This window comes from Lachnospiraceae bacterium (genome assembly GCA_022794035.1).
GTDB lineage: Bacteria > Bacillota > Clostridia > Lachnospirales > Bianqueaceae > CALWPV01.
In genome coordinates this window covers 1-23,875 of sequence record JAAWDX010000007.1, presented here as the reverse complement: position 1 = coordinate 23,875, position 23,875 = coordinate 1, and the positions used below count along the sequence as shown (strand labels likewise).

Here is a 23,875-nt window from a genome sequence, read left to right as displayed (position 1 = left end):
AGCCCTGAACCCCAATTTTTTGCAGCAGCAGACCTCGGCATGTCTATCCAACATTCTAAAATCTTATTATAAGGATTGCCCTTCACAATTGCAAGTGTTTTTGCTATAATAGGCCTAGAATCCGCAAGAATTCAAAGTTTATTCACAGATGGGGGAGAACGGCAGATGGCAATTGCTGACTATAAAAGAGCACTGCGGCAGGGCCGCAAAGAATATCAGGCAAATCTGGCAAAGGGAGTTTATCCATATCTGCAGGTTTTAGAAGAACTGACCTCAAATATTGAGATTGAATCTGAGGTATCGCTGGGCCTAGTCGATATCCCAATCGATCAAATCGTAGGAACCAACGGACGCTCCAGAAGCACCGCTTTTGCCGATAATTTTATGCCGCTGCTGGATGAATATACGGAGTTTGCCAATAAATGGATCACACTGTGCGATATTCATTTGACAGAAGGCATTCGGGATCCCATCAAATGCTATGAATTTATGAATCGCTTTTATGTGACGGAGGGCAATAAGAGAGTCAGTGTTTTAAAGTATTTTGGAGCTGTTTCGGTTCCCGGCACCGTTACCCGGATTATTCCTCGGCCCAATGGAAGCAGAGAATCCAATATCTATCGGGAATTTCTGCAGTTTTATAAAGTGGCCCGCATCAATTATATCTGGTTTTCTAAAGAGGGGAGCTTTTTAAAGCTGCTGGAGCTTTTAAAAAGGCCGACGAAAGAGGACTGGGATACGGATTTCCAAAAGGAATTTCATTCCTGCTATACGCGTTTTTCAAATGCGTTTGCCAAGCTGGGCGGACACAAATTGGATATTACGGTCGGAGATGCGCTGTTAGAATTTCTTAAAGTATTTTCCTTGAATGATATCAATGAAAAATCCGTGGCCGAGCTGGAGGAAGAGCTGGAAAGAATGTGGGAAAGCATTGAGCTGGCCGAAAAAGAAACGCCGGTAGGCCTGCAGCTTGAGCCGCAGGAGGAGCCGGCGCACAAGGGCATTGTGAATCTGCTGTCCACAGCACTGAGCGGGAGCAATAAAAAGAAGCTTAAAATTGCATTTGTACACGATAAAACAAAAGAGACCTCCAGCTGGACCTATGGGCATGAGCTGGGAATCTTGTATCTGGAGGAAGTGATGGGGGAGCAGGTTGAAATCTGCTCGATCGATGCTGTCTTTGATCAGGATAAAACGCCGGATGAGGTGCTGGAAGAGCTTGCACAGCAAGAGTTTGACGTAGTATTTACGACAACGCCGCAGCTCATTCAGCAAACACTTAAAGCCGCTATCAATCATCCTCAGGTAAAATTTTTGAATTGCTCTGTCAACATGGCCTATCGGCATCTGCGTACGTATTATGGGCGTATGTATGAGGCAAAATTCCTTTGCGGGCTGATTGCCGGCATTATGACAGTTAAAAATAGAATCGTGTATGTAGCCGATTATCCGATTTCTGGTATGATCGCCAATATTAACGCATTTGCCAGAGGTGTACAGCTGGTCAATCCAAAAGCAGAGGTATATTTGCGGTGGTCAACACAAAAGGACATGGATCTGAATCAGGAAATTGAAAAGCTGGATGTGGACATGGTTTCTCATCAGGATATGATCACTCCTAATTTGGCAAACCGAAAATTCGGTCTGTATATGATCGAAGAAAAGGGAATTAAAGGCTTAGCGATGCCTTTCTGGAACTGGGGCTATTTTTATGAACGGATCATCCGCAGCATTTTAAGCGGAGCCTGGGATGAAGTAGATGATACGGATGAGCTTAAATCAATCAACTATTGGTGGGGACTTTCTTCCAATGTGGTGGATATGCTTTATTCAGAGGATCTGCCAGAGGGAGTACGGCAATTGGTTAAATTTTATAAAAATGCATTGATACGCCGAAATATCAGTCCATTTGATGGATATGTGAGAGATCAAATGGGGCAGCTGAGGGCTCAAGAGGATGGCTATATCACAACCAATGATATTGTGACGATGGATTGGCTGATCGATAACGTAATCGGAGAGATCCCTATGGCGTCAGAGCTAACGGAAGAAGCGCAGAGCCTGCTTCGCTTCTCTGAAGGCGGAGGCAGCGACAGCGAAGGGGTAACGGAGTTATAATAAGGACATCATGTTATTAAGCAAAGGAGAAAGAGTGTGAAAACAATCAAACAAATACAAGAGTATGCATCCATTACGTTGGGGACCTTCCTATGCTCGGCAGCCGTGTTTTTCTTTATGATGCCCAGTCATCTTTCTATGGGAAGCGTATCGGGTCTGGCCGTGCTGCTGAATCAGGTTACAGGTCTTTCTGTTTCGGCACTTAGCATGGGGCTGAATGTGATCCTGCTGATCATTGGATTTGCTACGCTGGGAAAAGAATTTGGCATCAAAACCATTTATACCTCTATCTTATTTCCTGTGTTTTTGGCCCTGTGGGAACATGGCTTTCCTCAGTTTGAATCTATCACAGGGGATGCATTTGTCGATATGGTGGTATATTGTTTTGCAGTCAGCGTGGGACAGGCCATGCTTTTTAACCGAAATGCCTCCTCAGGCGGTCTGGATATTATCGCTAAAATTCTGAACAAATATCTGCGGGTGGATCTGGGAAAGGCATTGGCAATCCCGGGAATGTGCGTCGCTGTTTCAGCAATTTTTGTATATGATCTGAAAACAGTTGTGCTGAGCGTGCTGGGGACCTATGTCTGCGGATTGGTTCTGGATCATTTTATCTTTGGCTCGACAATGAAAAAGAGGGTATGCATCATCTCCGAAAAGGAAAAGGAGATTCGGGAATTTGTGCTTCATACGCTGCATAGCGGAGCTACGCTGTACCATGCCTATGGCGCCTATGATGAAAAGAAACGGGATGAGCTGATTGTGATTGTCAATAAGCAGGAATATGTCAAACTGATGAATTTTTTAACGGAGATAGATCCGGATGCTTTTATTACGATTTATTCTGTAAGCGAGGTGCTCTACAGGCCTAAGACAAAAAAAGAACCTTGATTTTCAATCAAGATCCCTTTCCTTAAGGAGCTTTTGACTTTCAAGCTCGCCACCTGTTTGAATGATATCCTTTCCAAATTTGTCATAGAGATGCAATAAGGTTTGATTCAAGCGGTCCCTTTTTTCGTTTTGGGCTGCGTCCTCCAATGTGAGCTGGCGTACAGGCTGCGCGGTAAAGGAGCTTGTGCTGATTCCCAGCAGGCGGACAGGGCGCGGCAGCGCGTCTTTGCGCAGCAGCGCCCTGGCGGTTTCATATATTTCATGTGCATCATGAATCGGATTGATCAGTGTTTTAGACCGCGTATGCAGCTGCAGATTATTATATTTAATTTTCAGTGTAACAGTATGGCACCATAATTTATCCCGCATAAGACCGATAGAAAGTGTGCGCGATAAAAGCCGCAGTGTGCTCTCCATTTCAAGTAGATCCGTCATATCATGCTGATAGGTGACCTCTTTGCCATAGGATTTCATTTCTCCCTCGCCCAAATGGAGAACCGGACGCTCATCTAAGCCCCGGGCAGATTGATACAGCTCTAGACCATGCTGGCCAAGCAGCTTTTGCAGGGCCTCCGCGCTCCAATTTAATAAGTCGCGTACTGTATGAAGTTGATAATGCGTGAGATGCTGCGCCGTTTTTCTGCCAATGCCAGGCAAAACTCGAATCGGGCGGTCGATAATCAGATCCTGAAAAAACTGAGGATCCGGAATCACAAAAAAGCCATCAGGTTTTTTCTCCTCACTGGCAATTTTAGCCGTCATTTTATTATAGCCGATGCCAATAGAACAGGTAAGGCCGGTCGTGGTAAGAATGCGTTGTTTGATTTCGCGGCCGATTTTTTCGGCAGAGCCGAAAAGAGATAAAGAGCCTGTGATATCCAGATATCCCTCATCAAGGGCTACAAATTCGATTTGGTCGGTGTAGTCCATCAGGATTTGATGTACCTGCTGACTGACGGCATGATATTTTGCGGAGTTGCCGTGCATATAAATACCATGGGGGCAGAGGCGGTAGGCCTCTTTAATGCTCATACCGGAATGCAGGCCAAAGCTGCGGGCCTCATAAGAGCAGGTGGCTACTACACCGCGTTCATTAGGAAGAGCTCCGATAATCAGCGGCTTTCCTGCCAGCTGCGGATTATCTCTAATTTCTACGGAAGCATAAAATGCATCCATATCCATGTGTAAAATCACTCGTTTTGACATAGCCGGAACCTCCCTTTTCTTCATCTTAGCATATTCAAAAAGCAAAGACAATAGAGCGCTGGGCTGATAGAATAAAAAAGTATTTACAACGAGATAGGAATATGCTATAATCCTTTCTTGGAAATGAACCGCTGCTCAGTGACAGGAGGCTCCAACCTTTACTTAGCGGACGGGGATTTATCATATTTTTGGAGGTAATGATCATGACAAAGGAAAGAAAGCAAGAGCTGATTCAGCAGTACGGCCGCAAAGAGGGAGATACTGGTTCTCCGGAAGTGCAGATTGCACTTTTGACAGAGAGGATCAATCATCTGACCGAGCATTTGAAGTCTCATAAGAAGGATCACCATTCCAGACGTGGCTTGCTGATGATGGTAGGTCAGCGCCGTGGACTGCTTAATTATCTGAAATCAAAGGATATCGAGGGATATCGTACGCTGATCGAACAGCTGGGTATCAGACGATAAAAAAGAAAGTTGTAAGCCTGCCTCGGCGGCTTACAACTTTTTGTCGTTCTATTTGCAGTCAATATGTTGTAGACGTGAAAACAAGGGTTTTCGCGAGTTGGTTAAGAGGTAATGAATTAGGAGGATATGGATATGGTATTTGAAATGGAATTAGCCGGCCGCACCTTGCGGGCAGAGGTTGGCAAGGTAGCAGAGCAGGCTAATGGTGCTGTGTGGATTTCTTATGGAGAAACAACGCTTTTATCTACAGCAACGGCATCGGACAAGCCGAGAGACGGGATTGATTTTTTCCCGTTAAGCGTAGACTATGAAGAGAAAATGTATTCTGTGGGCAAAATTCCCGGAGGATTCTTAAAAAGAGAGGGACGTCCAAGTGAGAATGCCGTATTAACGGCGCGCTGCATCGACCGTCCTATGAGACCGCTTTTTCCTAAGGACTATCGTAATGATGTTTCAATTGTTAACACTGTCTTAAGCGTAGAGCAGGATTGTGCTCCTGAAATTTTGGCAATGGTAGGCTCCTCTATTGCCGTATCGATTTCAGATATTCCCTTTGCTGGTCCGGTGGGAGCCGTATCGGTCGGATTAGTGGATGGCGAGCTGGTTATCAATCCTACGTCTGCACAGCGTAAGGTCAGCGATCTGGATTTGACAGTCGCCTCTACCGCTGAAAAGGTGGTTATGATTGAGGCCGGAGCGAATGAGGTTCCGGAGGAGAAGATGATCGAGGCGATTTTCTTTGGCCATGAAGCCAACCAGAAGATTGTTGCCTTTATCAATGAGATTGTAGCAGCTGTAGGTAAGGAAAAGCATGCCTATGAAGAGCAGTCTGTGCCGGAGCATGTTTTTGAAGCTCTTAAGCAGGTTTGCCCGCCTCAGCAGATGGAAGAGGTTGTCTTTACAGATGTGAAGCAGGTTCGTGAAGAGAGACTTGCAAAAGTAACCGAGGATTTTAAGGCCTATATTGCAACGCTTCCGCAGGAAGAGCAGGAAGCTATGCTTAAATATGTGGATGAAGCAATTTATCAATATCAGAAAAAGACGGTTCGGAAAATGATTAAGGTGGACGGAAAGCGCCCCGACGGCCGTCAGCTTACAGAAATCCGTCCGCTTTCTGCAGAAGTTGATGTACTGCCGCGCGTGCATGGAAGCGGCCTCTTCAAGAGAGGACAGACGCAGGTTTTGACGGTTACCAGTCTGGGAGCCTTAAGTGAGCGTCAGATTCTGGATTCTCTGGATGAAAATATTGATTCTAAGCGGTATATTCATCACTATAATTTCCCTTCCTATTCAGTGGGAGAAACAAAGCCCAGCCGGAGCCCGGGACGCAGAGAGATTGGTCATGGCGCATTGGCGGAGCGTGCATTAGTGCCTGTACTTCCTTCAGAAGAGGAATTTCCGTATGCAATTCGTACCGTTTCCGAGGTGTTGAGTTCCAATGGATCTACCTCGCAGGGAAGCATCTGTGCAAGTACTTTGTCACTGATGGCAGCCGGTGTACCGATCAAGGCGCCGGTAGCAGGTATTTCCTGCGGCTTAGTCACAGGCGATACGGATGATGATTTTATTTTACTGACAGATATTCAGGGCTTAGAAGATTTCTTTGGCGATATGGACTTTAAGGTGGCCGGTACTCACAAAGGAATTACGGCCATTCAGATGGATATCAAGGTACAAGGCCTGACACGTCCGATTATCGAGCAGGCGATTGAACGGACCAGAATTGCCAGAGAATATATACTGGATGAAGTGATGCTGCCGGTGATTGCTGCACCAAGAGAACATCTGTCTGAATATGCGCCTAAGATTTATCAGACAAAGATCAGCGTCGCTAAGATCGGAGAGGTTGTTGGACCGAAAGGAAAGACGATCAATAAGATCATTGATGAGACAGGCGTCAAGATTGATATTGAAGAAGACGGAAGCGTATATGTCCTGGGAAATGATGAGGCTATGTGCTTGCAGGCAATCAAAACGATCGAGACGATTGCTAAAGAGATCCAGATGGATGAGATCTATAATGCAAAAGTAGTTCGCTTAGCCAAATTCGGCGCATTTGTAGAGCTTCTTCCCGGAAAAGATGCTTTGCTTCATTTATCTGAAATCAGCTATGAATATGTAAAAGAGGTAGAGGACGTGCTGCATGAAGGAGACGAGATTATGGTCAAGGTCATTGGAATTGATGACCAAGGCAAGGTCAAGGTTTCTCGTAAGGCTTTATTGCCGCCTCCGGAAGGCGGAGATAAGAACGCCGGACATGCGCCCCGCCGTCATGACCGTTAAGCAGCTGTATAAAATTGCTTGAAAATACAAAGACTATCAGCATCATGAATGTTCATGATGCTGATTTTTTTGGATTGGAAAGGATGAAAAATGGCAGAACAGGAAAAGATGACACCGGAAGAGTATCAGGATACCCTTAAAGAGCTTGGACAAACACAGCTTCCATTTTCGGGAGAGAAAAATCCGCGCGGTAACATTATTTGCATGAGCATCATCGGAGAAGTAGAAGGGCATATGGCCTTGCCGCCGCAAAATAAAACAACCAAATATGAGCATATTTTGCCACAGCTGGCTGCTGTGAGGGAAAATCAGGACATTGATGGCGTATTGCTTCTGATCAATACAGTTGGAGGCGATATTGAAGCAGGTCTGGCGATTGCGGAGATGATCGCAGATTTAGGAAAGCCGTCTGTATCCTTGGTTTTAGGAGGGGGGCATTCAATTGGGGTGCCGCTGGCCGTATCAGCTCAGTATTCCTATATTGTCCCCTCTGCCTCTATGACAATTCATCCGGTCCGTACCAATGGGCTGGTGATCGGCGTCGCTCAGACCTTTGAATATCTGGAAAGAATACAGGATCGGATTATTGGCTTTGTAGTCCGCAATTCAAATATGAAAGAAGAGAGATTTAGGCAGCTTATGTTAAATACAGAAGAGCTGGCTAAGGATGTAGGGAGTATTTTGATGGGGGAAGAAGCCGTGCGGGAAGGCCTGATTGACGAAGTAGGGGGGCTGGATCATGCGATAGAAAAGCTGTATAGTTTTATTGCACAGAGGCGGAAGGAAAGCTGATAGAAGAAAATGGTTTTTGGTTTACAAACCCTCTAATATATGGTAAAATTTATCCATTCGGGCTTTTAAATAAATAAGAGAAAATAGCCTGAGATAGGGGGAAGCTATGGAAACAATCGGATATTTGCAAGCACTGATCATGGGCCTGGTACAGGGCTTAACGGAGTTTTTACCGGTAAGCAGTTCAGGCCATTTGGTGTTATCTAAATTTATACTGGGGGCTCAGCTGGATACCTCTGCATTATTTGAGATTTTGCTGCATGTAGGGACTCTGGGAGCTGTATTTATTGTTTTCTGGAAGGATGTATGGAGTTTAATTCAGGAAGGAATTTTTTTAATACGGGATTGCGTCCTATGGGTGATAAAAAGAAAAAAACTGACGTTTTATCCGGAACGAAAAATGCTGCTGCTTATCATCATTGCCTCCATTCCCACAGCAATCTTGGGGCTTTTGATGGAAAAATTCTTAGAGGATCTGTTCCTAAGCTCTCTCATTGCGGTTGGATTTGCCCTATTGGTTACGGGTACCTTTTTGCTTTTAATCCGCAGGATGCCCCAAGGGCATAAAAAATTAGGGCAAATGAAAAATCGGGATGCCGTCACAATCGGCATTATACAGGGAATCGCTACGATACCGGGAATTTCACGTTCCGGTTCCACAGTGGCTGCCGGACTTTTTTGCGGCTTGGATAAGGAATTTGCCTTTCGGTTTTCTTTTTTGATGTCCATTCCTGCAATTCTAGGCGCTGCTGTTTTAAAGCTAACAGATGTATCGGGAGCAGATTTGGCAGCTAATGCAGGTCCTTATTTGATCGGCATGGTCGTAGCCGCCTTAACAGGCTATTTATGCGTAAAATGGCTGCGAAATTTGATTCAAAAGAATCAATTTCATTATTTTGGATATTATTGCTTGCTGGTAGGAATGCTTTCCATTATCTGGGGAATATTTCGGTAATGCAATTTGACTAAGAGAGAAAATTCAAAAGATAAGCAGAGGGGAGAATAGGTGTGGCGCAGGCTAAAAAACGAAAAACAGCGACAGGACAAAAACGAGGCCGCCGAAAGCAGGCTGTGACGAGTCCACTGCGTTTGGAAATACAGAATTGGGTTGTTTTTCTAATCTTGCTGTTGATTACTTTAGGAGTATATTTAAAAAGCAGTATGGGGATCGTAGGGGGTGCGCTCAACTCATTCTTCGTAGGGCTTTTTGGATTTTCAGCCTATCTGATTACGGTTTATTCTTTGATCATTGCAGGAATGAATCTGTTTGGAAAGCTGACTGCGAAATTATGGCTTAAGCTGGGGGCCGGCTATGGCGCGATCCTGTTGGCAGCTACGCTGCTCCATATTATAAACGGACAGGAGCTCAAGGCAGTAGCTGATATGTACCGGGGGGCTACCTGGTTGACTGGCGGAGTCGTCGGCGGCGGAATCGGGGCTCTTTTTGTGAGTGTATTAGGAAAAACGGGTTCTATTGTGGTGATTCTCTTTTTGTTTATTATTGGCGGCATCATCATTACAGAGCGTTCTATTGTAAAGGGGATGCAGCAGGCAGCGGATAAAACAAGAGAAAAGGGACGCAGGGTTAAAACATATACAAGAGAGCAGGCGCAGAAAAAGCAGCAGAGAAGAGAGGAAAAGAGGATTCAGGAAAGACTGAGGGAGGAATCGGGAAAGATTTGGTCTGGATATGACGAAGACGGCCCTCAGCTTGGAATAGAAAAAGCGACATATCCGGGTGAGAACAGACAAATTGTCATTCATGGACTCCAGGAGGAGCCGCTGAAAAAGGATGGATCGGAGAATCCTATTCGCAAAACAAGTCCGGTAGGGAGAAAGAGGCCGATTGAGGATGGAACTGTGGACATTCCGCTGATCAGTCACGATAGCTATCTGGAGCGCAAACAGCGGATCGGCCGCAGGAAGCAGGAGGAATTGGAGGAACCGGCAGAAGAGCTTTTGGAGCCGGAAATTTTAATCGAAGAAAAAGAAGGGCAGGAGGATCTCCCGTTAATCGTAGAGGAGCCGGAGAAGACGGAAGATGAATCGGCGCTGTCCATAGCGCCGGAACTCTCTGATCAAGCCGAAGCGCCGGAATATCAGGAAGAAATGGAGGCATTTGCAGAGAATATCTCCATGGAAAAGGCTTTTTCCAAAGAGGAATTTCCCACAGGCTATCAGGATCAGGATGAAACGATGCAGAAGATGGGAATGGAAGAAGATCTGCATGAGACAAGAGCTTCTGATTTTAAAAATCCGCCTAAAGCTCCAGGGCCAAGCGGACATTATGAATTTCCTTCTATTGAGCTGTTAAAAGAGGGAAACGCAGAGGGAGCAGCGGGTTCATCGAAAGAGGAGCTTTTAAAAAGTGCTAAGCTGCTGGAGGATGCACTGCTGAGCTTTGGCGTAGAGGCTAAAGTCATTCAGGTCAATAAGGGGCCTGCAGTTACGAGGTTTGAGCTGCAGCCGAAGCAGGGGGTCAAGGTGAGCCGCATTGTCAATTTGACTGACGATATTGCAATGAATTTGGCGGCTTCCTCGATTCGCATCGAGGCGCCGATCCCAGGAAAAAGCGCTGTGGGGATCGAAGTCCCGAATAAAGAGATCAGCATGGTTACGCTGCGGGAAATTATTGACAGCGATACGTTTCGCAAAGCGCCCTCCAAGCTTACCTTTTCCTTGGGAAAGGATATTGACGGTGAGGTAAGGGTTGCGGATATTGCGAAGATGCCCCATCTTTTAATTGCAGGTGCTACAGGCTCTGGAAAAAGCGTCTGTATCAATTCTTTAATTGTTAGCTTGATTTATAAGGCAGACCCCAATGAGGTAAAGCTGATTCTGATTGATCCTAAGGTGGTTGAGCTTTCTGTATATAATGGGATTCCTCATTTACTGCTGCCGGTCGTTAATGATCCAAAGAAAGCTTCTGCTACACTCAATTGGGCTGTGCAGGAAATGACAAAACGTTATAAAAAATTTGCTGATATGAATGTCCGCGATATCAGAGGCTATAATGAAGCCGTGGTAGAGCTGGGCGAAGAAGAGAAGAAGCTGCCGCAGATTGTCATTGTGATTGATGAGCTGGCCGATTTGATGATGGTGGCCTCTAAAGAGGTAGAAGCGTCTATCTGCAGGATTGCGCAGATGGCAAGAGCAGCTGGCATGCATCTGGTCATTGCCACACAGAGACCTTCAGTTGATGTCATTACCGGTCTGATTAAAGCGAATATTCCTTCTCGCTTGGCATTTGCTGTCTCTTCAGGAGTGGATTCTCGTACCATTCTCGATAATGTAGGTGCGGAGCGGCTGCTGGGAAAGGGAGATATGCTGTTTTCTCCGATCGGTGCTTCTAAGCCGGTGCGGATTCAGGGAACGTTTGTATCGGATAAGGAGGTGGAGGAGGTCGTGCAGGCGGTACGCCTGCAGAGTCTGCAATATGATGCGGATCTGATGGATACTCTTCAGAGAGAAGAAGGGACGGGATCCAGCGGAATTGAGGATGAGATCGATGAATATCTGGAAGAGGCCGTTAAGTTTGTCGTAGACAAACAAAGAGCCAGTATCAGCATGCTGCAAAGAGCTTTTAGGATTGGCTTTAATCGGGCGGCTCGCCTGATGGATGCGCTATATGCCAGAGGTGTGGTAGGCCCGGATGAGGGCAGTAAGCCTCGTAAGGTATTAATGACAAAAGAAGAATGGGAAAATGATCAATATTAAGGAGGAATTAAAAATGGCATTTAAGTCGGATATCGAGATTGCAAGAGAGGCAAAGATGAAACCGATTACGGAGATTGCTGCTCAGCTGGGAATTGGCGAGGAGGATCTGGAGTGCTATGGCCGTTATAAGGCTAAGCTGACAAATGGACTATGGAAAAAGATTGAAGGCAATCCGGATGGTAAGCTTGTTCTGGTTACAGCAATCAATCCAACACCGGCAGGAGAAGGAAAGACGACGACTACGGTAGGATTGGGGCAAGCCATGGGACAGCTGGGCAAAAAGGCGATTATTGCGTTGCGGGAGCCTTCGTTAGGTCCCTGTATGGGAGTAAAGGGCGGTGCCGCCGGCGGCGGGTATGCTCAGGTTGTTCCGATGGAGGATATCAATCTTCATTTTACAGGAGATTTGCATGCTATTACAACGGCACATAATCTGCTGTCTGCGATGATTGATAATCATTTGCAGCAGGGAAATGCGTTAGGGATTGATCCGCGAACGATTACCTGGAAACGAGTCGTTGACCTAAATGACAGAGCACTGCGGCAGGTCATTGTAGGACTTGGAGGAAAAAGCCAGGGAGTTCCTAGAGAAAGCGGCTATATGATTACGGTTGCCTCTGAAATCATGGCAATTTTATGTCTTGCACAGGATTTGATGGATCTAAAAGAGCGCATAGCCAATATTTTAATCGGATATACTTATGATGGAAAGGCAGTATATGCACGTGATTTAAAGGCCCAGGGGGCCATGGCGGCCTTGCTTAAGGATGCCATCAATCCGAATCTGGTGCAGACCCTTGAAAATACGCCCTGTATTATTCATGGCGGTCCGTTTGCTAATATTGCACATGGCTGCAATAGTCTGCGGGCAACCAAATATGCATTAAAGCTGGCAGATCTAGTCATTACAGAGGCAGGGTTCGGTGCCGATCTGGGAGCAGAAAAGTTTCTGGATATTAAATGCCGCATGGGCGGCTTAAAGCCGGATGCCATTGTTCTTGTGGCAACGATTCGGGCGTTAAAATATAATGGCGGCGTTAAAAAAGAAGAGCTGGCTAAGGAGAATACAGCAGCGCTGGAAAAGGGCTTTGTCAATTTGGAGGCGCATATTCAAAATCTGCAGCAGTATGATGTGCCGGTGGTTGTGACGCTCAACTCTTTTATCACAGATTCGCCGGCAGAAATTGAATATGTTGAGAAGCATTGCCGTGAACTGGGATGCTCCTTTGCCCTTTCCAAAGTGTGGGAAAAGGGTGGAGAAGGCGGCATTGAGCTGGCGCAGGAGCTGCTGAAAACCTTGGAGGAAAAGACATCTCATTATCATCCTCTGTATCCGGATGAGATGAGCCTGGAAGATAAAATTAAGACGATAGCAACTAAGATTTATGGTGCTGACGGCGTAACATTTGGCCCGGGGACAAAAACGACGCTGAAAAAGCTGACGGAGCTTGGCTATGGTCATTGTCCGGTATGTATTGCAAAAACGCAGTATTCTTTATCAGATAATCAAAAGAAGCTGGGGCGTCCGACAGGCTTTAAGATTACGATCCGTCAGGTGACGTTGTCGGCAGGAGCTGGATTTGTAGTGGCACTGGCAGGAGATATCATGACAATGCCCGGACTGCCCAAGGTACCGGCAGCGGAAAATATTGACGTGGATGCAGATGGCAACATCACAGGATTGTTCTAAGAAATTTTGAGGAAAAAATGGAAACAAGGCTGATAGACGGTAAACAAGTAGCAGGTGAGATTCGTAGAGAGGTTTCAAAGCGCGTGGCAGAGATAACGGCGCAGGGAAAGGCCGCTCCTCATTTATCGGTGGTGCTGGTGGGAGAGGATCCGGCTTCACAAACCTATGTAAAAGGAAAAGAAAAGGCCTGCAGCCAGGTCGGCATTTCATCAGAAACCATTCGCTTGCCAGAGAATGTTGCAGAAGAAGAGCTTCTGCAGAAGATTGAAGAGCTGAATGCGGACCCTGCTGTAAATGGAATTTTGGTACAGCTGCCCCTGCCTGAGCATATTCAGGTTGACAGAGTGATTCAGATGATTGCACCTGATAAGGATGTCGATAGCTTTCATATCGAAAATTTGGGACATTTGATGAAGGGAGGCAGTGAGGAATTTCTGCCTTGTACGCCAAACGGAGTGGTAGAGCTATTAAGGCGTAATCAAATCAAAATGGAGGGTAAGCACTGCGTTGTGGTTGGACGGAGCAATCTGGTAGGCAAGCCGGCAGCCCTTCTTCTGCTGGAAGAAAATGCTACTGTCACCGTATGCCATTCGCATACGCAGGATTTAGCGTCTATTTGCCGCTTGGCGGATATCCTTGTGGTAGCGGCCGGAAAGCCGGGACTGATCGATGGGTCCATGATCAAACCGGGGGCTGTTGTGATTGATGTGGGAATTCATCGTATGCCGGAGGGACTATGCGGCGATGTGGATACAGAGAGCTGTATGGGCATTGCCGGAGCGATTACGCCGGTTCCGGGAGGCGTAGGACCAATGACAGTGGCTATGCTCCTGCTTAACTGCGTGCAGGCATATGAGAAGCAGGCTGAGAAAAACAAGTAAATGGAGGCTCATGTGAAAAAAGTCGCTTTCGTATCATTAGGCTGTGATAAAAATACGGTCGATAGTGAAATCATGCTTACGCTGCTGACAGAGCATGGATATGAAATTACGAAGCAGGATGAAGAAGCTGAGGCGATTGTGATCAATACCTGCGCATTCATTCAGGATGCGCAGGAGGAATCCATCAATGCCATTATAGAGATGGGGCAATACAAAGAAGTCGGCCGCTGCAGAGCGCTGATTGTAACAGGCTGTCTGGCGCAGCGGTATGCAGATGAAATGTTTGCAGAACTGCCGGAGGTGGATGCCGTTGTGGGAACGGGCAGCTATGAGAAGATCGTAGAGGTGATGGACGCGCTTTTGCTGGAGGGAAAAAAGCAGGTCCGGCAGACGGACCAGATGGAGCACAGGGATCTGTCTTATCATAAGCGGACGGTAAGTACACCGGGATATTATGAGTATCTGAAAATTGCTGAGGGCTGTGATAATCATTGTACATATTGCATTATTCCTAAGCTGCGGGGACGCTATCGAAGCCGCAGGAAAGAGGATATCCTGCAAGAAACAAGGGATTTAGCGGCAGAGGGCGTTAAGGAGCTCATGATCGTTGCGCAGGATATCACAAAGTATGGCCGTGATTTACCAGATGGATGCCAGCTTCCGGAGCTGCTGCATGAAATTTGTCAGATTGACGGAATTGAATGGATTCGTCTGTTATATTGTTATCCGGAGGATATTACAGATGAACTGATTCATGTCATGCAGACCGAAGAAAAAATTCTTCCGTATATTGATATGCCAATTCAGCATTGCAGCAATACCGTACTGCGAAGGATGGGAAGGCGCCATACTAAAGAAGAGCTTCAAGAAGTGATGGCAAAGCTGCGGAAGGCGATGCCTGAGATTGCGATCAGGACAACGCTGATTACTGGTTTCCCGGGAGAAACAGAAGAAGAATTTCAGGAAATGATGGCATTTGTGGAAGAAAATGCGTTTGAACGGTTGGGCGTGTTTACCTATTCGCAGGAGGAGGGCACACCGGCTGCGCTTTTGCCCGATCAGATTCCAGAACAAGAAAAGGCGCGCCGGCAAGCCGAGCTGATGGCGCTGCAAAAGGAGATCAGTGAAGAAGCCTCAGCGAAGCTGGTGGGAAGAGAGCTGATGGCCATAATTGAAGGACGCATTCCGGAAGAGAGCGAGGAAGGACAGGAGGTTTACAGCGCGAGGACCTATCGGGACGCTCCGGAAATCGACGGATTCATTTTTATAACAGCAGCAGAGGAGCTGCGTTCCGGCGATATTGTGCGCTGCAGGGTAACAGGTGCTTATGAATATGATTTGATAGGAGAATTGATATGATTCGTATGAACATAGCCAATAAGCTAACAGTGCTTCGGATTATTTTAGTGCCGCTATATGTATTTTTCTATTTAACCACTTGTGTAGTAGCGGCTCCATACAATCAGTATGTTGCATTAGTGATCTTTGCTGCCGCCTGTCTGACAGACTATTTGGATGGGAAATTGGCCAGAAGCCTGCATATTGTCTCGAATTTTGGCAAATTTATGGATCCGCTGGCGGATAAGCTGTTGGTGTGCTCTGCTTTGATCTGCTTCGTTCAGAACGGAATTTTGCCGGCCTGGATCGTTGTCATTCTGATTGGACGCGAATTTATCATCAGTGGCTTTCGGCTGGTAGCTGCAACTGAAAATGTGGTGATTGCTGCTGATATTTGGGGGAAATGTAAAACAGTCGTACAGATGTTTACGGTCATGTTTTTGCTTATTCCTTTCTCAGCATCTTGGTTTTATATCATTCAGCAGGTTTTTGTTTATGCATCGCTTGTTTTAACCATTATTTCGGTAGTGAATTACATCAAAAATAATATCGGAGTGCTTAAGGAAGGGTAAAATGAAAGCATTGACAGCAGAGATTGTGGCGATTGGTACGGAGATTTTATTAGGAGATATTGTCAATACAAACGCCTCCTATTTGGCTCGCGGCCTTGCAGCGCTGGGCATTAATACGTATCATCAGCAGGTGGTAGGAGACAATCCGCAGCGAGTACAGGATGCCTTGAAGGATGCCTATGAAAGAGCTGATTTGGTAATTACCTCCGGGGGACTGGGGCCAACACAGGATGATCTTTCTAAGGAGATGGCTGCCGCCTATTTTGGGGCTGATCTTAAGGAGGATCCAGAGGCAAAGGAACATATTAGGCAATATATGGGGCGGCTGGGACGTCAAATTACGGAGAATAACTGGAAACAAGCACTTTTACCCGAAGGCAGTGTACCATTTTATAATCATAATGGTACAGCTCCGGGATTTGCACTGCAAAAGGGAGAGCGAATTCTGATTATGCTGCCGGGGCCGCCGTCAGAGCTTATCCCGATGTTTGATGAACAGGTGCTGCCATATCTGCGCCGGTTTAGCCAGGCGGTGATGCATTCCCGTACATTGCATATCTGTGGAAGCGGAGAGTCAGCGGTAGAGACTGCCTTAAAGGAGCAGATGAAGAGGATGATAAATCCAACGCTGGCGCCCTATGCAAAAGAAGGAATTGTCGATCTTAGAATTACGGCGAAAGCGGCTTCGCAAGAAGAGGCAGAGGCAATGATCAGGCCTGTGGAGGATGAAATTCGCATGCTCTTTGGCCAGCAGATATTTGGAACTGATGCGCAGACGCTGGAAGGGGTTGTCGTAGAGCTTTTGAAGGAAAAGAACTGGAAGCTGGCAACGGCGGAATCCTGTACCGGAGGATGGGTCAGCGGTCAGATTGTTAATTATCCCGGCGCCTCCGAGGTGCTGGAGGGTGGTTTTGTTACTTATTCCAACGAGGCTAAAAGAAAGCTTTTAGGGGTAAAAGAGGAGACTCTGCATCAATTTGGAGCTGTCAGCGAAGAAACAGCCTGCGAGATGGCGATAGGAGCGGCAAAAGCACTGCAAACGGAAACAGCGATTTCTGTGACGGGGATCGCGGGGCCGGGAGGAGGCAGCATAGAAAAGCCGGTAGGAACGGTTTGGATTGCGGCGTACTGTAAAGGGATTGTAAAGGCAGAAAAATGCAGCTTTAGCAGAAACCGAGAAGCAAACCGACGCTTATCTGTCGTAAAAGCGCTGAATTTGCTGCGGCTAATTTTATTAAAAAATTAAAAAACACTTGGTTTTTGTCAAAAAATATACGATAATATATATAAAGAGTATGGGAGGTAACCAAATGGAAGACGAAAGACAAAAAGCACTGGAAGCAGCGATTGGAAAAATTCAAAAGGATTATGGTCAGGGCTCGATCATGAAGCTTGGAGAATCTTTGGGACAGATGAATGTAGAAGCTATTCCCACTGGCTCTCTTGGACTAGATATTGCACTTGGTGTAGGAGGAATTCCTAAAGGAAGGATCGTAGAGATTTATGGCCCTGAATCTAGTGGTAAAACGACAGTTGCATTGCACATGGTAGCCCAAACCCAGAAAGGCGGCGGGATTGCCGGGTATGTGGATGCAGAACATGCTATCGATCCGCAATATGCAAAAAATTTGGGAGTGGATATTGATAATCTCTATATCTCACAGCCGGATAATGGCGAGCAGGCGCTGGAAATTGTGGAGACGATGGTGCGTTCAGGCGCTATGGATATTGTGATTGTTGACTCCGTAGCAGCGCTGGTGCCTAAAGCAGAAATTGACGGTGAAATGGGAGATTCTCATGTAGGACTGCAGGCAAGATTGATGTCGCAGGCTCTTAGAAAACTGGCTGGTGCAATCAATAAATCAAAGTGTATTGTAGTATTTATTAACCAGCTGCGTGAGAAGGTGGGGGTTATGTTTGGCAGCCCGGAGACAACGGCAGGAGGAAGAGCGCTTAAATTTTATGCCTCTGTCCGTTTAGATGTGCGCCGGATTGAAACCTTAAAGCAAAACGGCGAATTTATTGGAAACCGTACACGGATTAAGGTCGTAAAAAATAAAGTGGCCCCGCCTTTTAAAGAAGCAGAGTTTGATATTATGTATGGAAAAGGAATTTCCAGAGCAGGAGACGTGCTCGATCTGGCTGCCAATGAAGGAATTGTGGTAAAAAGCGGCGGTTGGTATAGTTATCATGATGCACGGCTGGGACAGGGGCGTGAGAATGTTAAAAAGCATTTGGAGGAAACGCCGGAGCTGCTGAATGAAATTGAGAGTAAGGTAAGAGAAAAATATGGGTTTGCACCACTGACAGGGGCCGAGGGAGTTGCAGCGGTGGAAACACAGGACAGTTTATTATAAGTGAAGAAATGGCATAGAAAAAAGGCTTCTGCATAAGATGATGCAGAAGCCTTTTTATGTACTGCTTATTCTGTGATGGTAAAACCAGCCTGCTCGGCCATAGCCCTAATTGTTTTACGGCTGATTTTCTTACCGTCAAAATCGATCAGATCCTCTGTTTCTCCAGTAAAAATGTCTGCAGGTTCATATCTGCGAAGGATGATCATATCTTCATCTGTAAAGATCTCCACCGCTTTATTGATATCCATCCCCAATCGCGTACGCAGTTCAATAGGAATTACAATTCGCCCTAAAGAATCTATATTGCGTACCATCCCGGTTGCTTTCATCTTTTGTTGCCTCCTATCGCTCATTTTGCTTCCTTATGATAAAACCAATATAAGGAACTAATGTATATATTACCATAACTGGAAAAATTTATCAACATGATTTTGGAAAAAATTTCAAATTTTTATTATAACTGGCAAAATTAGCCATAATATGGCAAAGGAGTATATATATGTTAGATCGAATTTGGGCAGCTATGATTTTGATTAGTATTTTGGTGGCCGCACTTACAGGGAGAATGAGCGAACTGGGGACGGCCCTGATTGATTCATCTGGAGAAGCGATTACACTTGGTATTTCCATAGTGGGTGTAATTTCTTTGTGGACGGGGCTTACGCGAATCGGCGAAGATGCCGGTCTTATGAAGAAGCTGTGTAAAAAAATGAGGCCCTTTTTGCGCTGGCTTTTTCCGGGAATCCCGGAGGAGGATGAAGCATTAGAACATATCGCAGCGAATATTGTAGCTAATTTGATTGGGTTAGGATGGGCAGCTACACCGCCCGGTTTGAAGGCAATGGAAAGCTTACAGAAACGAAATCCGCATCCTAAGCGGGCGACAAAGGATATGTGCAGTTTTATGATTTTGAATATGTCATCCCTGCAGCTGATTCCGATCAATATGCTGGCATACAGAGTGCGGTATGGTTCGGCAAATCCTACCGAAATTGTAGGGCCTGCTATTTTGGCAACGGCCGTATCTACTTTAGTGGCGTTAATCTATATCAAAATTCGATATCATTATGCTAAGGAATAGGGAAAGATAAAAATTTCTTTACATTTATGAACAAAACTGATACAATGATATATCATATTATATGTGCAAAGCACAAGGAGGTTTTTAGTTTTATGGATGATGCAATACCCGATGGTAAACCGCGGTCTAGTAGTACGGCTAAAGGGCCGGACAGCAGTCATGATGATCTGAGTCGATTACAATTCGCCTCTGTGAAAGGAGGCACGCGACTATGAGCATTACGCAACAGATTATTTTCTTGATTGTATTAGTGATGTTTTCTGCATATTTTTCAGGGACAGAAGCGGCCTTCATGAGTGCCAGCCGGATCCGCCTGAAAAATGCTGCCGGAAATGGTAACCGCAAAGCATCGTTGGTGATGCAATTGACAGAGAAGTTTGACAAAGTTATTTCCACATTGTTAATTGGAAATAATATTGTTAATATCTTAGCCAGCTCAATTGCAACTGTGTTGTTTACAACTTATTTCCCGACCTACGGCGTGACGATTTCGACGGTGGTTATGACGATCATTGTTCTGATTTTTGGTGAGATCTGTCCTAAAAGTCTTGCTAAACAGCGTCCGGAATCCATTGCAACCGCGAGTGCTCCGGTATTTCGTATTGTTATGTTGATTTTGTCTCCTCTTAGCTGGCTTTTTAGTCCGGTCTCCAAGTTGATGGCGATCTTGTTTAAGGATAAAGAGCAGCAGGGAGCCACAGAAGAAGAACTCATGACCATGCTGGATGAAGTGGAAGAAGGCGGCGGTTTGGAAGAAGGCGAAAGCGATCTGATCCGTTCGGCGATTGAGTTTAATGATGTGGCTGTAGAGGAAGTACTGACCAGACGCGTCAATATGATTGCGATAGAGGATGATACGCCATTAGAAGAAGTAAAGAAGGTCTTTTTTGAGCACGGCTTCTCTCGGTTGCCGGTGTATCATGAGACGATCGACAATATCATTGGTATCTTACACGAGAAGGATTTTATGGCGCATATTACAAGCGGAGGTACAGAATATCTTAGCTTGGTTAAGGAAGCGCTTTATGTCCCCAAAAGCATTAAGATTTCAGCGTTATTGAAAAAGCTGCAGCAATGTAAAACGCATATGGCACTCGTGCTGGATGAAGGCGGCGGTGTAGAAGGCGTTGTAACGATGGAAGATATTTTAGAAGAGCTGGTTGGAGAGATCTGGGATGAACACGATGAAGTAGAAGTGATGTTCCAGAAAGAAAATGACGACCAGTGGCTTATAAACGGCGCAGCCGATATGGATGACATGTTTGAAACATTAGGCATCTTACAGGACCCTGATGAATTCGAATCAACCTCTGTCGGCGGCTGGCTGATGGAGGAGATGGAGAAAATCCCTCAGGTAGGAGAACGCTTTGAATTTGAAGGCTTTGCATTTATTATTGTAAAAGCGGACAAAAGAAGCGTCATTGAAATTATGGCGAAACGCCTTCCGCAAACGGTAGAGGAAGAAGAATAAAATAAAGGCGAGTGTTACATCTGGATCATCCAGATGCAGCACTCGCTTTATTATTGCGGCAGATCCTCATCAAGAGGCTGCCAGGCTTTTCCAAATTCAACATCCTGAAAAAGAGCGGCTAGACCAGTAATTTGCTTAAGTCGTAATATTTCGTCCTTGTCCATGCCAAGATGCTTAGAAATCCAGGCATCAGAACGTCCCAGTTCATGCAATTCTGCAACAATGTTGCTCATTAAATCAACATCGTGGGATCCTCTGGCGCGATTGTGACGAATTGTACTTGCCATCCGGCAGTCTAAGGGCTTGTCAATGACAGAGACAGGTAGCTTACCGCTCTCTCGTTCGTAGATATCCGGATAGTCCAGCATAATACGATAACGGTGAAAGCCATCGACAATGATATAGGTATCGTCTTCTTTTACATGATAACAGACGATGGGCATTGTATATCCATCTTCTTTAATACTATCATATAGAAGCTTTAATTCCGGCGGCGCCACAGAGTTAGGATTATATGTATTGGGGACAATTTTTTCAATAGGAACAGAAAGGATCTGGTATACAGGACTTTGATAACTCATGATGATTCTCCAAGTTTACGATACTTAATTTTTAGGGTGTTAATTTTGCTTTGCTGTTCTCTGGTGAGGCCAAAGCCCATAAAGCGACAAATATGATCATTTTTTAAAATACAGTAGCACATACGCTTCCAGCTGGGAATGTCTTTGGTAGATTTAATATCATCGGTATGATCTGGGATCTTATCTAAAAAGATCACGCGGGAATTTTTACCGATGGTATAATTGGAAATACCATTTCGCTGAATGCGATATCCATGAGCTTCCAGCTCTTGAATTGTTTCTTCTTCTAAACCACCGCCGGTCGTATGCCAGAAACGAATCGAAGTATTAAATTTCTGAATATAGTTTCTTCTGAGGCGAGAGGGAAGGGTGCTGAGTAAAAACTGTGTATAGGTTTTCCAGGTATAGCCTTCGGGAAGTGTGATATTTTTATATCCCATCGCTTTGGTTTTACTGTAGATGGCAGCAAAATTGGCACCTTGCACTCGCCCGACCAGCTTAGTCCAAATTTGAGGATCAATAACGCGATATAGATTTAAGCTGTCCTTTGCATAATCGTTAAAAGGAGAAGCTACCCGCATTTGATTGATCTTTAAGCCAGCCATATAATACAGATCATATAAGCGGTTATAGTCATAGTGGAAAAGACTGATGGCATGCCATACATCAGAGGATCGCCAGTCATATAGAGGAGAAGCGCACCATACATCTTTAAATTGCTTGGAAATCCAGGCGGATCCCTGATAACCATATTTTTTATTAATGATGCCGCTGTAACGCTGCAATGACTCATCGGCGCGGATCCCAAGCAGGCAGACCGTTTTTTTGTTATCGTGTGAGAGACGGTACCAACGGCCAAACTGTTTGGCAAGATCTTCTTGGTGCATGCGGTAGTGATAGGTGGTCATGGGATTATTCTGAAGATTGATTACGTAAGGGTGTTGCGGCATGGGCCGCACCCAGGCATCCTCTTTGGTGTCATCCCAGGGGTACCAGAACATTTCATAGCTGCTGAGAGCAGTTCTGGTGGCCATAGGCAAACAAACCCAATAGGGCTCTACTTCATTTTCAATGCGTTTAAAGGTACGCTCCACAAACTCTGAGGTGACGGTGTATTGGGCTTCGAAATCTTGATGAAAAACACCGATTCGTTTATGGGGGTAATACTTTTTTTGAAAATCTAAGGTTAGATTTAATAAAAGTCCGCTATCCTTGCCTCCAGAGAAGGAAACGTAAATATTATCAAATTCTGTAAAAATAAAATGAAGACGTTCCTGAAGAGCGTCATATACATTTTGAGAACTATAGATTCTTTTCATTTGAATGTCTTCTCCTTCCAATCCCTGTTTTATTATAGCGTAAAATAATGAAAAACTCAACTAAGGAAAGCCTTTTATGTTTTAAAAGATATAAAAGACCTTATAAAGCAGAGAAAATTATTCTGCTTTATAAGGCTCTAAAAGGGCTATACAATAATTACCGGCTAAGTCAGGAATAGTAATTTGAAGAGGCTCGGAAGGAAATGGAAAAATAATAAGACTTGAACTCTCATCATAATGCGAGGGGAGAAAGCAGGTGCCAGATGTCTGCCCAATTGCTTGGATGGTCTGCCAATTGATGCCGGCTCCATCCTGATCGGAAAGATAGATGAAAACTTCATCTCCTTTGCGAAGATGAGACTGGATATGAGGGGCTTCATCGTCGATAGAATCAATGATAATCTCTTGCTCTATACGCACATGAGAAATGGTTTCAATTTCTAGCAGCAATACTCCATTTTCGGTTGCATCAACATAGTAAGTATCATCGACTTGAGAAACCGGCAGTAAAGAATTGTTTTGAGAAGCGGTGATGGATTTAATCCAGAAAGGATGTGTTATTTGAAAAGAGATTCTTTGCGCCTCATACGATTGGGAATCACATGTTATATTTTGGATAGAAGCTGGAGTAGTGAGAAAATGAATACCGCCAATTAAAATACATATGAATAAAATAAACATAAATAGGCGAGGCAAAAAATATTTTGTGAGAGAAAGAGTATAGCTCAAGCGCCATTTAGAACGCCTTGAAGAAGATAGAGATAGCTTTTCAGAGATTTGATTAAACAATGCGTCTGCCGTTTGAGGAGATGAAGAAGACGGGATTTTAGGTGTTTTTCTGAAATGAAACATATATAGAATCTCCATTTTTAAAATAATAGAATCTTTTATCTTATAAAGACGAGAAACATGAAAAAAACAGCTCAGAAATAAAAAATAAAAAAAAGGGAAAAAAGGTGAGCCGAAAGGAGAGGGGAGGGGGTCTTAAAGAAGTATAAAGGAAAATATCTTAACAATACATATAAAAGGGCACAGGGGAAGGGCCTAAGAAAGAAAGGGAAGCGTGAAAAGGATGAAAAAGAGAGTAAGACAGTACCTGGCAGTGATGATG

20 protein-coding genes are annotated in these 23,875 nt (G+C 45.1%); 15 read left to right on the top strand and 5 right to left on the bottom strand.

The annotated features are described in order from the left end of the window. The first annotated feature begins 165 nt into the window (after positions 1–165). On the top strand, positions 166–2,118 hold the full coding sequence (locus HFE64_06435; GenBank protein MCI8633098.1) for a BMP family ABC transporter substrate-binding protein: 1,953 nt from the start codon (positions 166–168) through the stop codon (positions 2,116–2,118). A 36-nt stretch (positions 2,119–2,154) separates the two neighbouring features. Then, the gene (locus HFE64_06430; protein MCI8633097.1) at positions 2,155–3,009 is read left to right on the top strand and encodes a YitT family protein; all 855 of its coding nucleotides are present in this window, start codon (positions 2,155–2,157) and stop codon (positions 3,007–3,009) included. A gap of 3 nt (positions 3,010–3,012) precedes the next feature. Here the strand turns inward: HFE64_06430 and dinB are convergent, their stop codons facing one another. Further along, on the bottom strand, positions 3,013–4,215 hold the full coding sequence (gene dinB, locus HFE64_06425; protein ID MCI8633096.1) for a DNA polymerase IV: 1,203 nt from the start codon (positions 4,213–4,215) through the stop codon (positions 3,013–3,015). Positions 4,216–4,418: 203 nt separating this feature from the next. On the opposite strand from dinB, the gene rpsO reads away from it, so the two are divergent. The 11 genes from rpsO to recA all read left to right on the top strand — a co-directional run bounded on the left by rpsO (position 4,419) and on the right by recA (position 18,312). After that, on the top strand, positions 4,419–4,682 hold the full coding sequence (rpsO, locus tag HFE64_06420) for a 30S ribosomal protein S15 (protein ID MCI8633095.1): 264 nt from the start codon (positions 4,419–4,421) through the stop codon (positions 4,680–4,682). Positions 4,683–4,808: 126 nt separating this feature from the next. Beyond that, complete coding sequence (locus tag HFE64_06415) at positions 4,809–6,965, top strand: polyribonucleotide nucleotidyltransferase (protein MCI8633094.1); 2,157 nt, start codon at positions 4,809–4,811, stop codon at positions 6,963–6,965. A 90-nt stretch (positions 6,966–7,055) separates the two neighbouring features. Further along, positions 7,056–7,757, top strand: a complete 702-nt coding sequence (locus HFE64_06410) for a translocation-enhancing protein TepA (GenBank protein ID MCI8633093.1) — start codon at positions 7,056–7,058, stop codon at positions 7,755–7,757. 106 nt (positions 7,758–7,863) lie between these two features. Next, positions 7,864–8,712 carry an undecaprenyl-diphosphatase UppP gene (gene uppP / locus HFE64_06405; protein MCI8633092.1) on the top strand — a complete coding sequence of 283 codons (849 nt, stop codon included), beginning with the start codon at positions 7,864–7,866 and terminating at the stop codon, positions 8,710–8,712. A 53-nt stretch (positions 8,713–8,765) separates the two neighbouring features. Then, positions 8,766–11,474 carry a DNA translocase FtsK gene (locus HFE64_06400; protein ID MCI8633091.1) on the top strand — a complete coding sequence of 903 codons (2,709 nt, stop codon included), beginning with the start codon at positions 8,766–8,768 and terminating at the stop codon, positions 11,472–11,474. A 13-nt stretch (positions 11,475–11,487) separates the two neighbouring features. Next, entirely contained in the window at positions 11,488–13,164 is a 1,677-nt protein-coding gene (locus HFE64_06395; protein ID MCI8633090.1) for a formate--tetrahydrofolate ligase, read from the top strand. Positions 13,165–13,181: 17 nt separating this feature from the next. Beyond that, positions 13,182–14,045, top strand: a complete 864-nt coding sequence (folD, locus tag HFE64_06390; protein ID MCI8633089.1) for a bifunctional methylenetetrahydrofolate dehydrogenase/methenyltetrahydrofolate cyclohydrolase FolD — start codon at positions 13,182–13,184, stop codon at positions 14,043–14,045. After that, positions 14,046–15,404 (top strand): 30S ribosomal protein S12 methylthiotransferase RimO, encoded by a 1,359-nt coding sequence (gene rimO / locus HFE64_06385; protein MCI8633088.1) that lies wholly within the window; start codon positions 14,046–14,048, stop codon positions 15,402–15,404. It abuts the gene before it with no gap. A gap of 5 nt (positions 15,405–15,409) precedes the next feature. Further along, positions 15,410–15,955 (top strand): CDP-diacylglycerol--glycerol-3-phosphate 3-phosphatidyltransferase, encoded by a 546-nt coding sequence (gene pgsA, locus HFE64_06380; protein ID MCI8633087.1) that lies wholly within the window; start codon positions 15,410–15,412, stop codon positions 15,953–15,955. Positions 15,956–15,965: 10 nt separating this feature from the next. Beyond that, positions 15,966–17,201, top strand: coding sequence for a competence/damage-inducible protein A (locus tag HFE64_06375; GenBank protein ID MCI8633086.1), 1,236 nt, complete (start codon positions 15,966–15,968; stop codon positions 17,199–17,201). 64 nt (positions 17,202–17,265) lie between these two features. Continuing rightward, on the top strand, positions 17,266–18,312 hold the full coding sequence (recA, locus tag HFE64_06370; GenBank protein ID MCI8633085.1) for a recombinase RecA: 1,047 nt from the start codon (positions 17,266–17,268) through the stop codon (positions 18,310–18,312). Positions 18,313–18,377: 65 nt separating this feature from the next. On the opposite strand, the gene HFE64_06365 is transcribed toward recA, so the two are convergent. Continuing rightward, positions 18,378–18,641, bottom strand: a complete 264-nt coding sequence (locus tag HFE64_06365; protein MCI8633084.1) for an AbrB family transcriptional regulator — start codon at positions 18,639–18,641, stop codon at positions 18,378–18,380. A gap of 170 nt (positions 18,642–18,811) precedes the next feature. On the opposite strand from HFE64_06365, the gene HFE64_06360 reads away from it, so the two are divergent. Then, the gene (locus HFE64_06360) at positions 18,812–19,393 is read left to right on the top strand and encodes a nucleoside recognition protein (GenBank protein MCI8633083.1); all 582 of its coding nucleotides are present in this window, start codon (positions 18,812–18,814) and stop codon (positions 19,391–19,393) included. Positions 19,394–19,604: 211 nt separating this feature from the next. Beyond that, positions 19,605–20,864 (top strand): HlyC/CorC family transporter, encoded by a 1,260-nt coding sequence (locus tag HFE64_06355; GenBank protein ID MCI8633082.1) that lies wholly within the window; start codon positions 19,605–19,607, stop codon positions 20,862–20,864. Positions 20,865–20,914: 50 nt separating this feature from the next. Here HFE64_06355 and HFE64_06350 read toward each other — a convergent pair whose 3' ends face one another. The 3 genes from HFE64_06350 to HFE64_06340 all read right to left on the bottom strand — a co-directional run bounded on the left by HFE64_06350 (position 20,915) and on the right by HFE64_06340 (position 23,616). After that, positions 20,915–21,445 carry a ParB-like nuclease domain-containing protein gene (locus HFE64_06350; protein MCI8633081.1) on the bottom strand — a complete coding sequence of 177 codons (531 nt, stop codon included), beginning with the start codon at positions 21,443–21,445 and terminating at the stop codon, positions 20,915–20,917. Next, on the bottom strand, positions 21,442–22,764 hold the full coding sequence (locus HFE64_06345) for a DUF3440 domain-containing protein (protein ID MCI8633080.1): 1,323 nt from the start codon (positions 22,762–22,764) through the stop codon (positions 21,442–21,444). Before HFE64_06345 ends, HFE64_06350 begins: the two co-directional genes overlap by 4 nt. A 117-nt stretch (positions 22,765–22,881) precedes the next feature. Then, positions 22,882–23,616, bottom strand: coding sequence for a hypothetical protein (locus HFE64_06340; protein MCI8633079.1), 735 nt, complete (start codon positions 23,614–23,616; stop codon positions 22,882–22,884). Positions 23,617–23,875 lie beyond the last annotated feature (259 nt).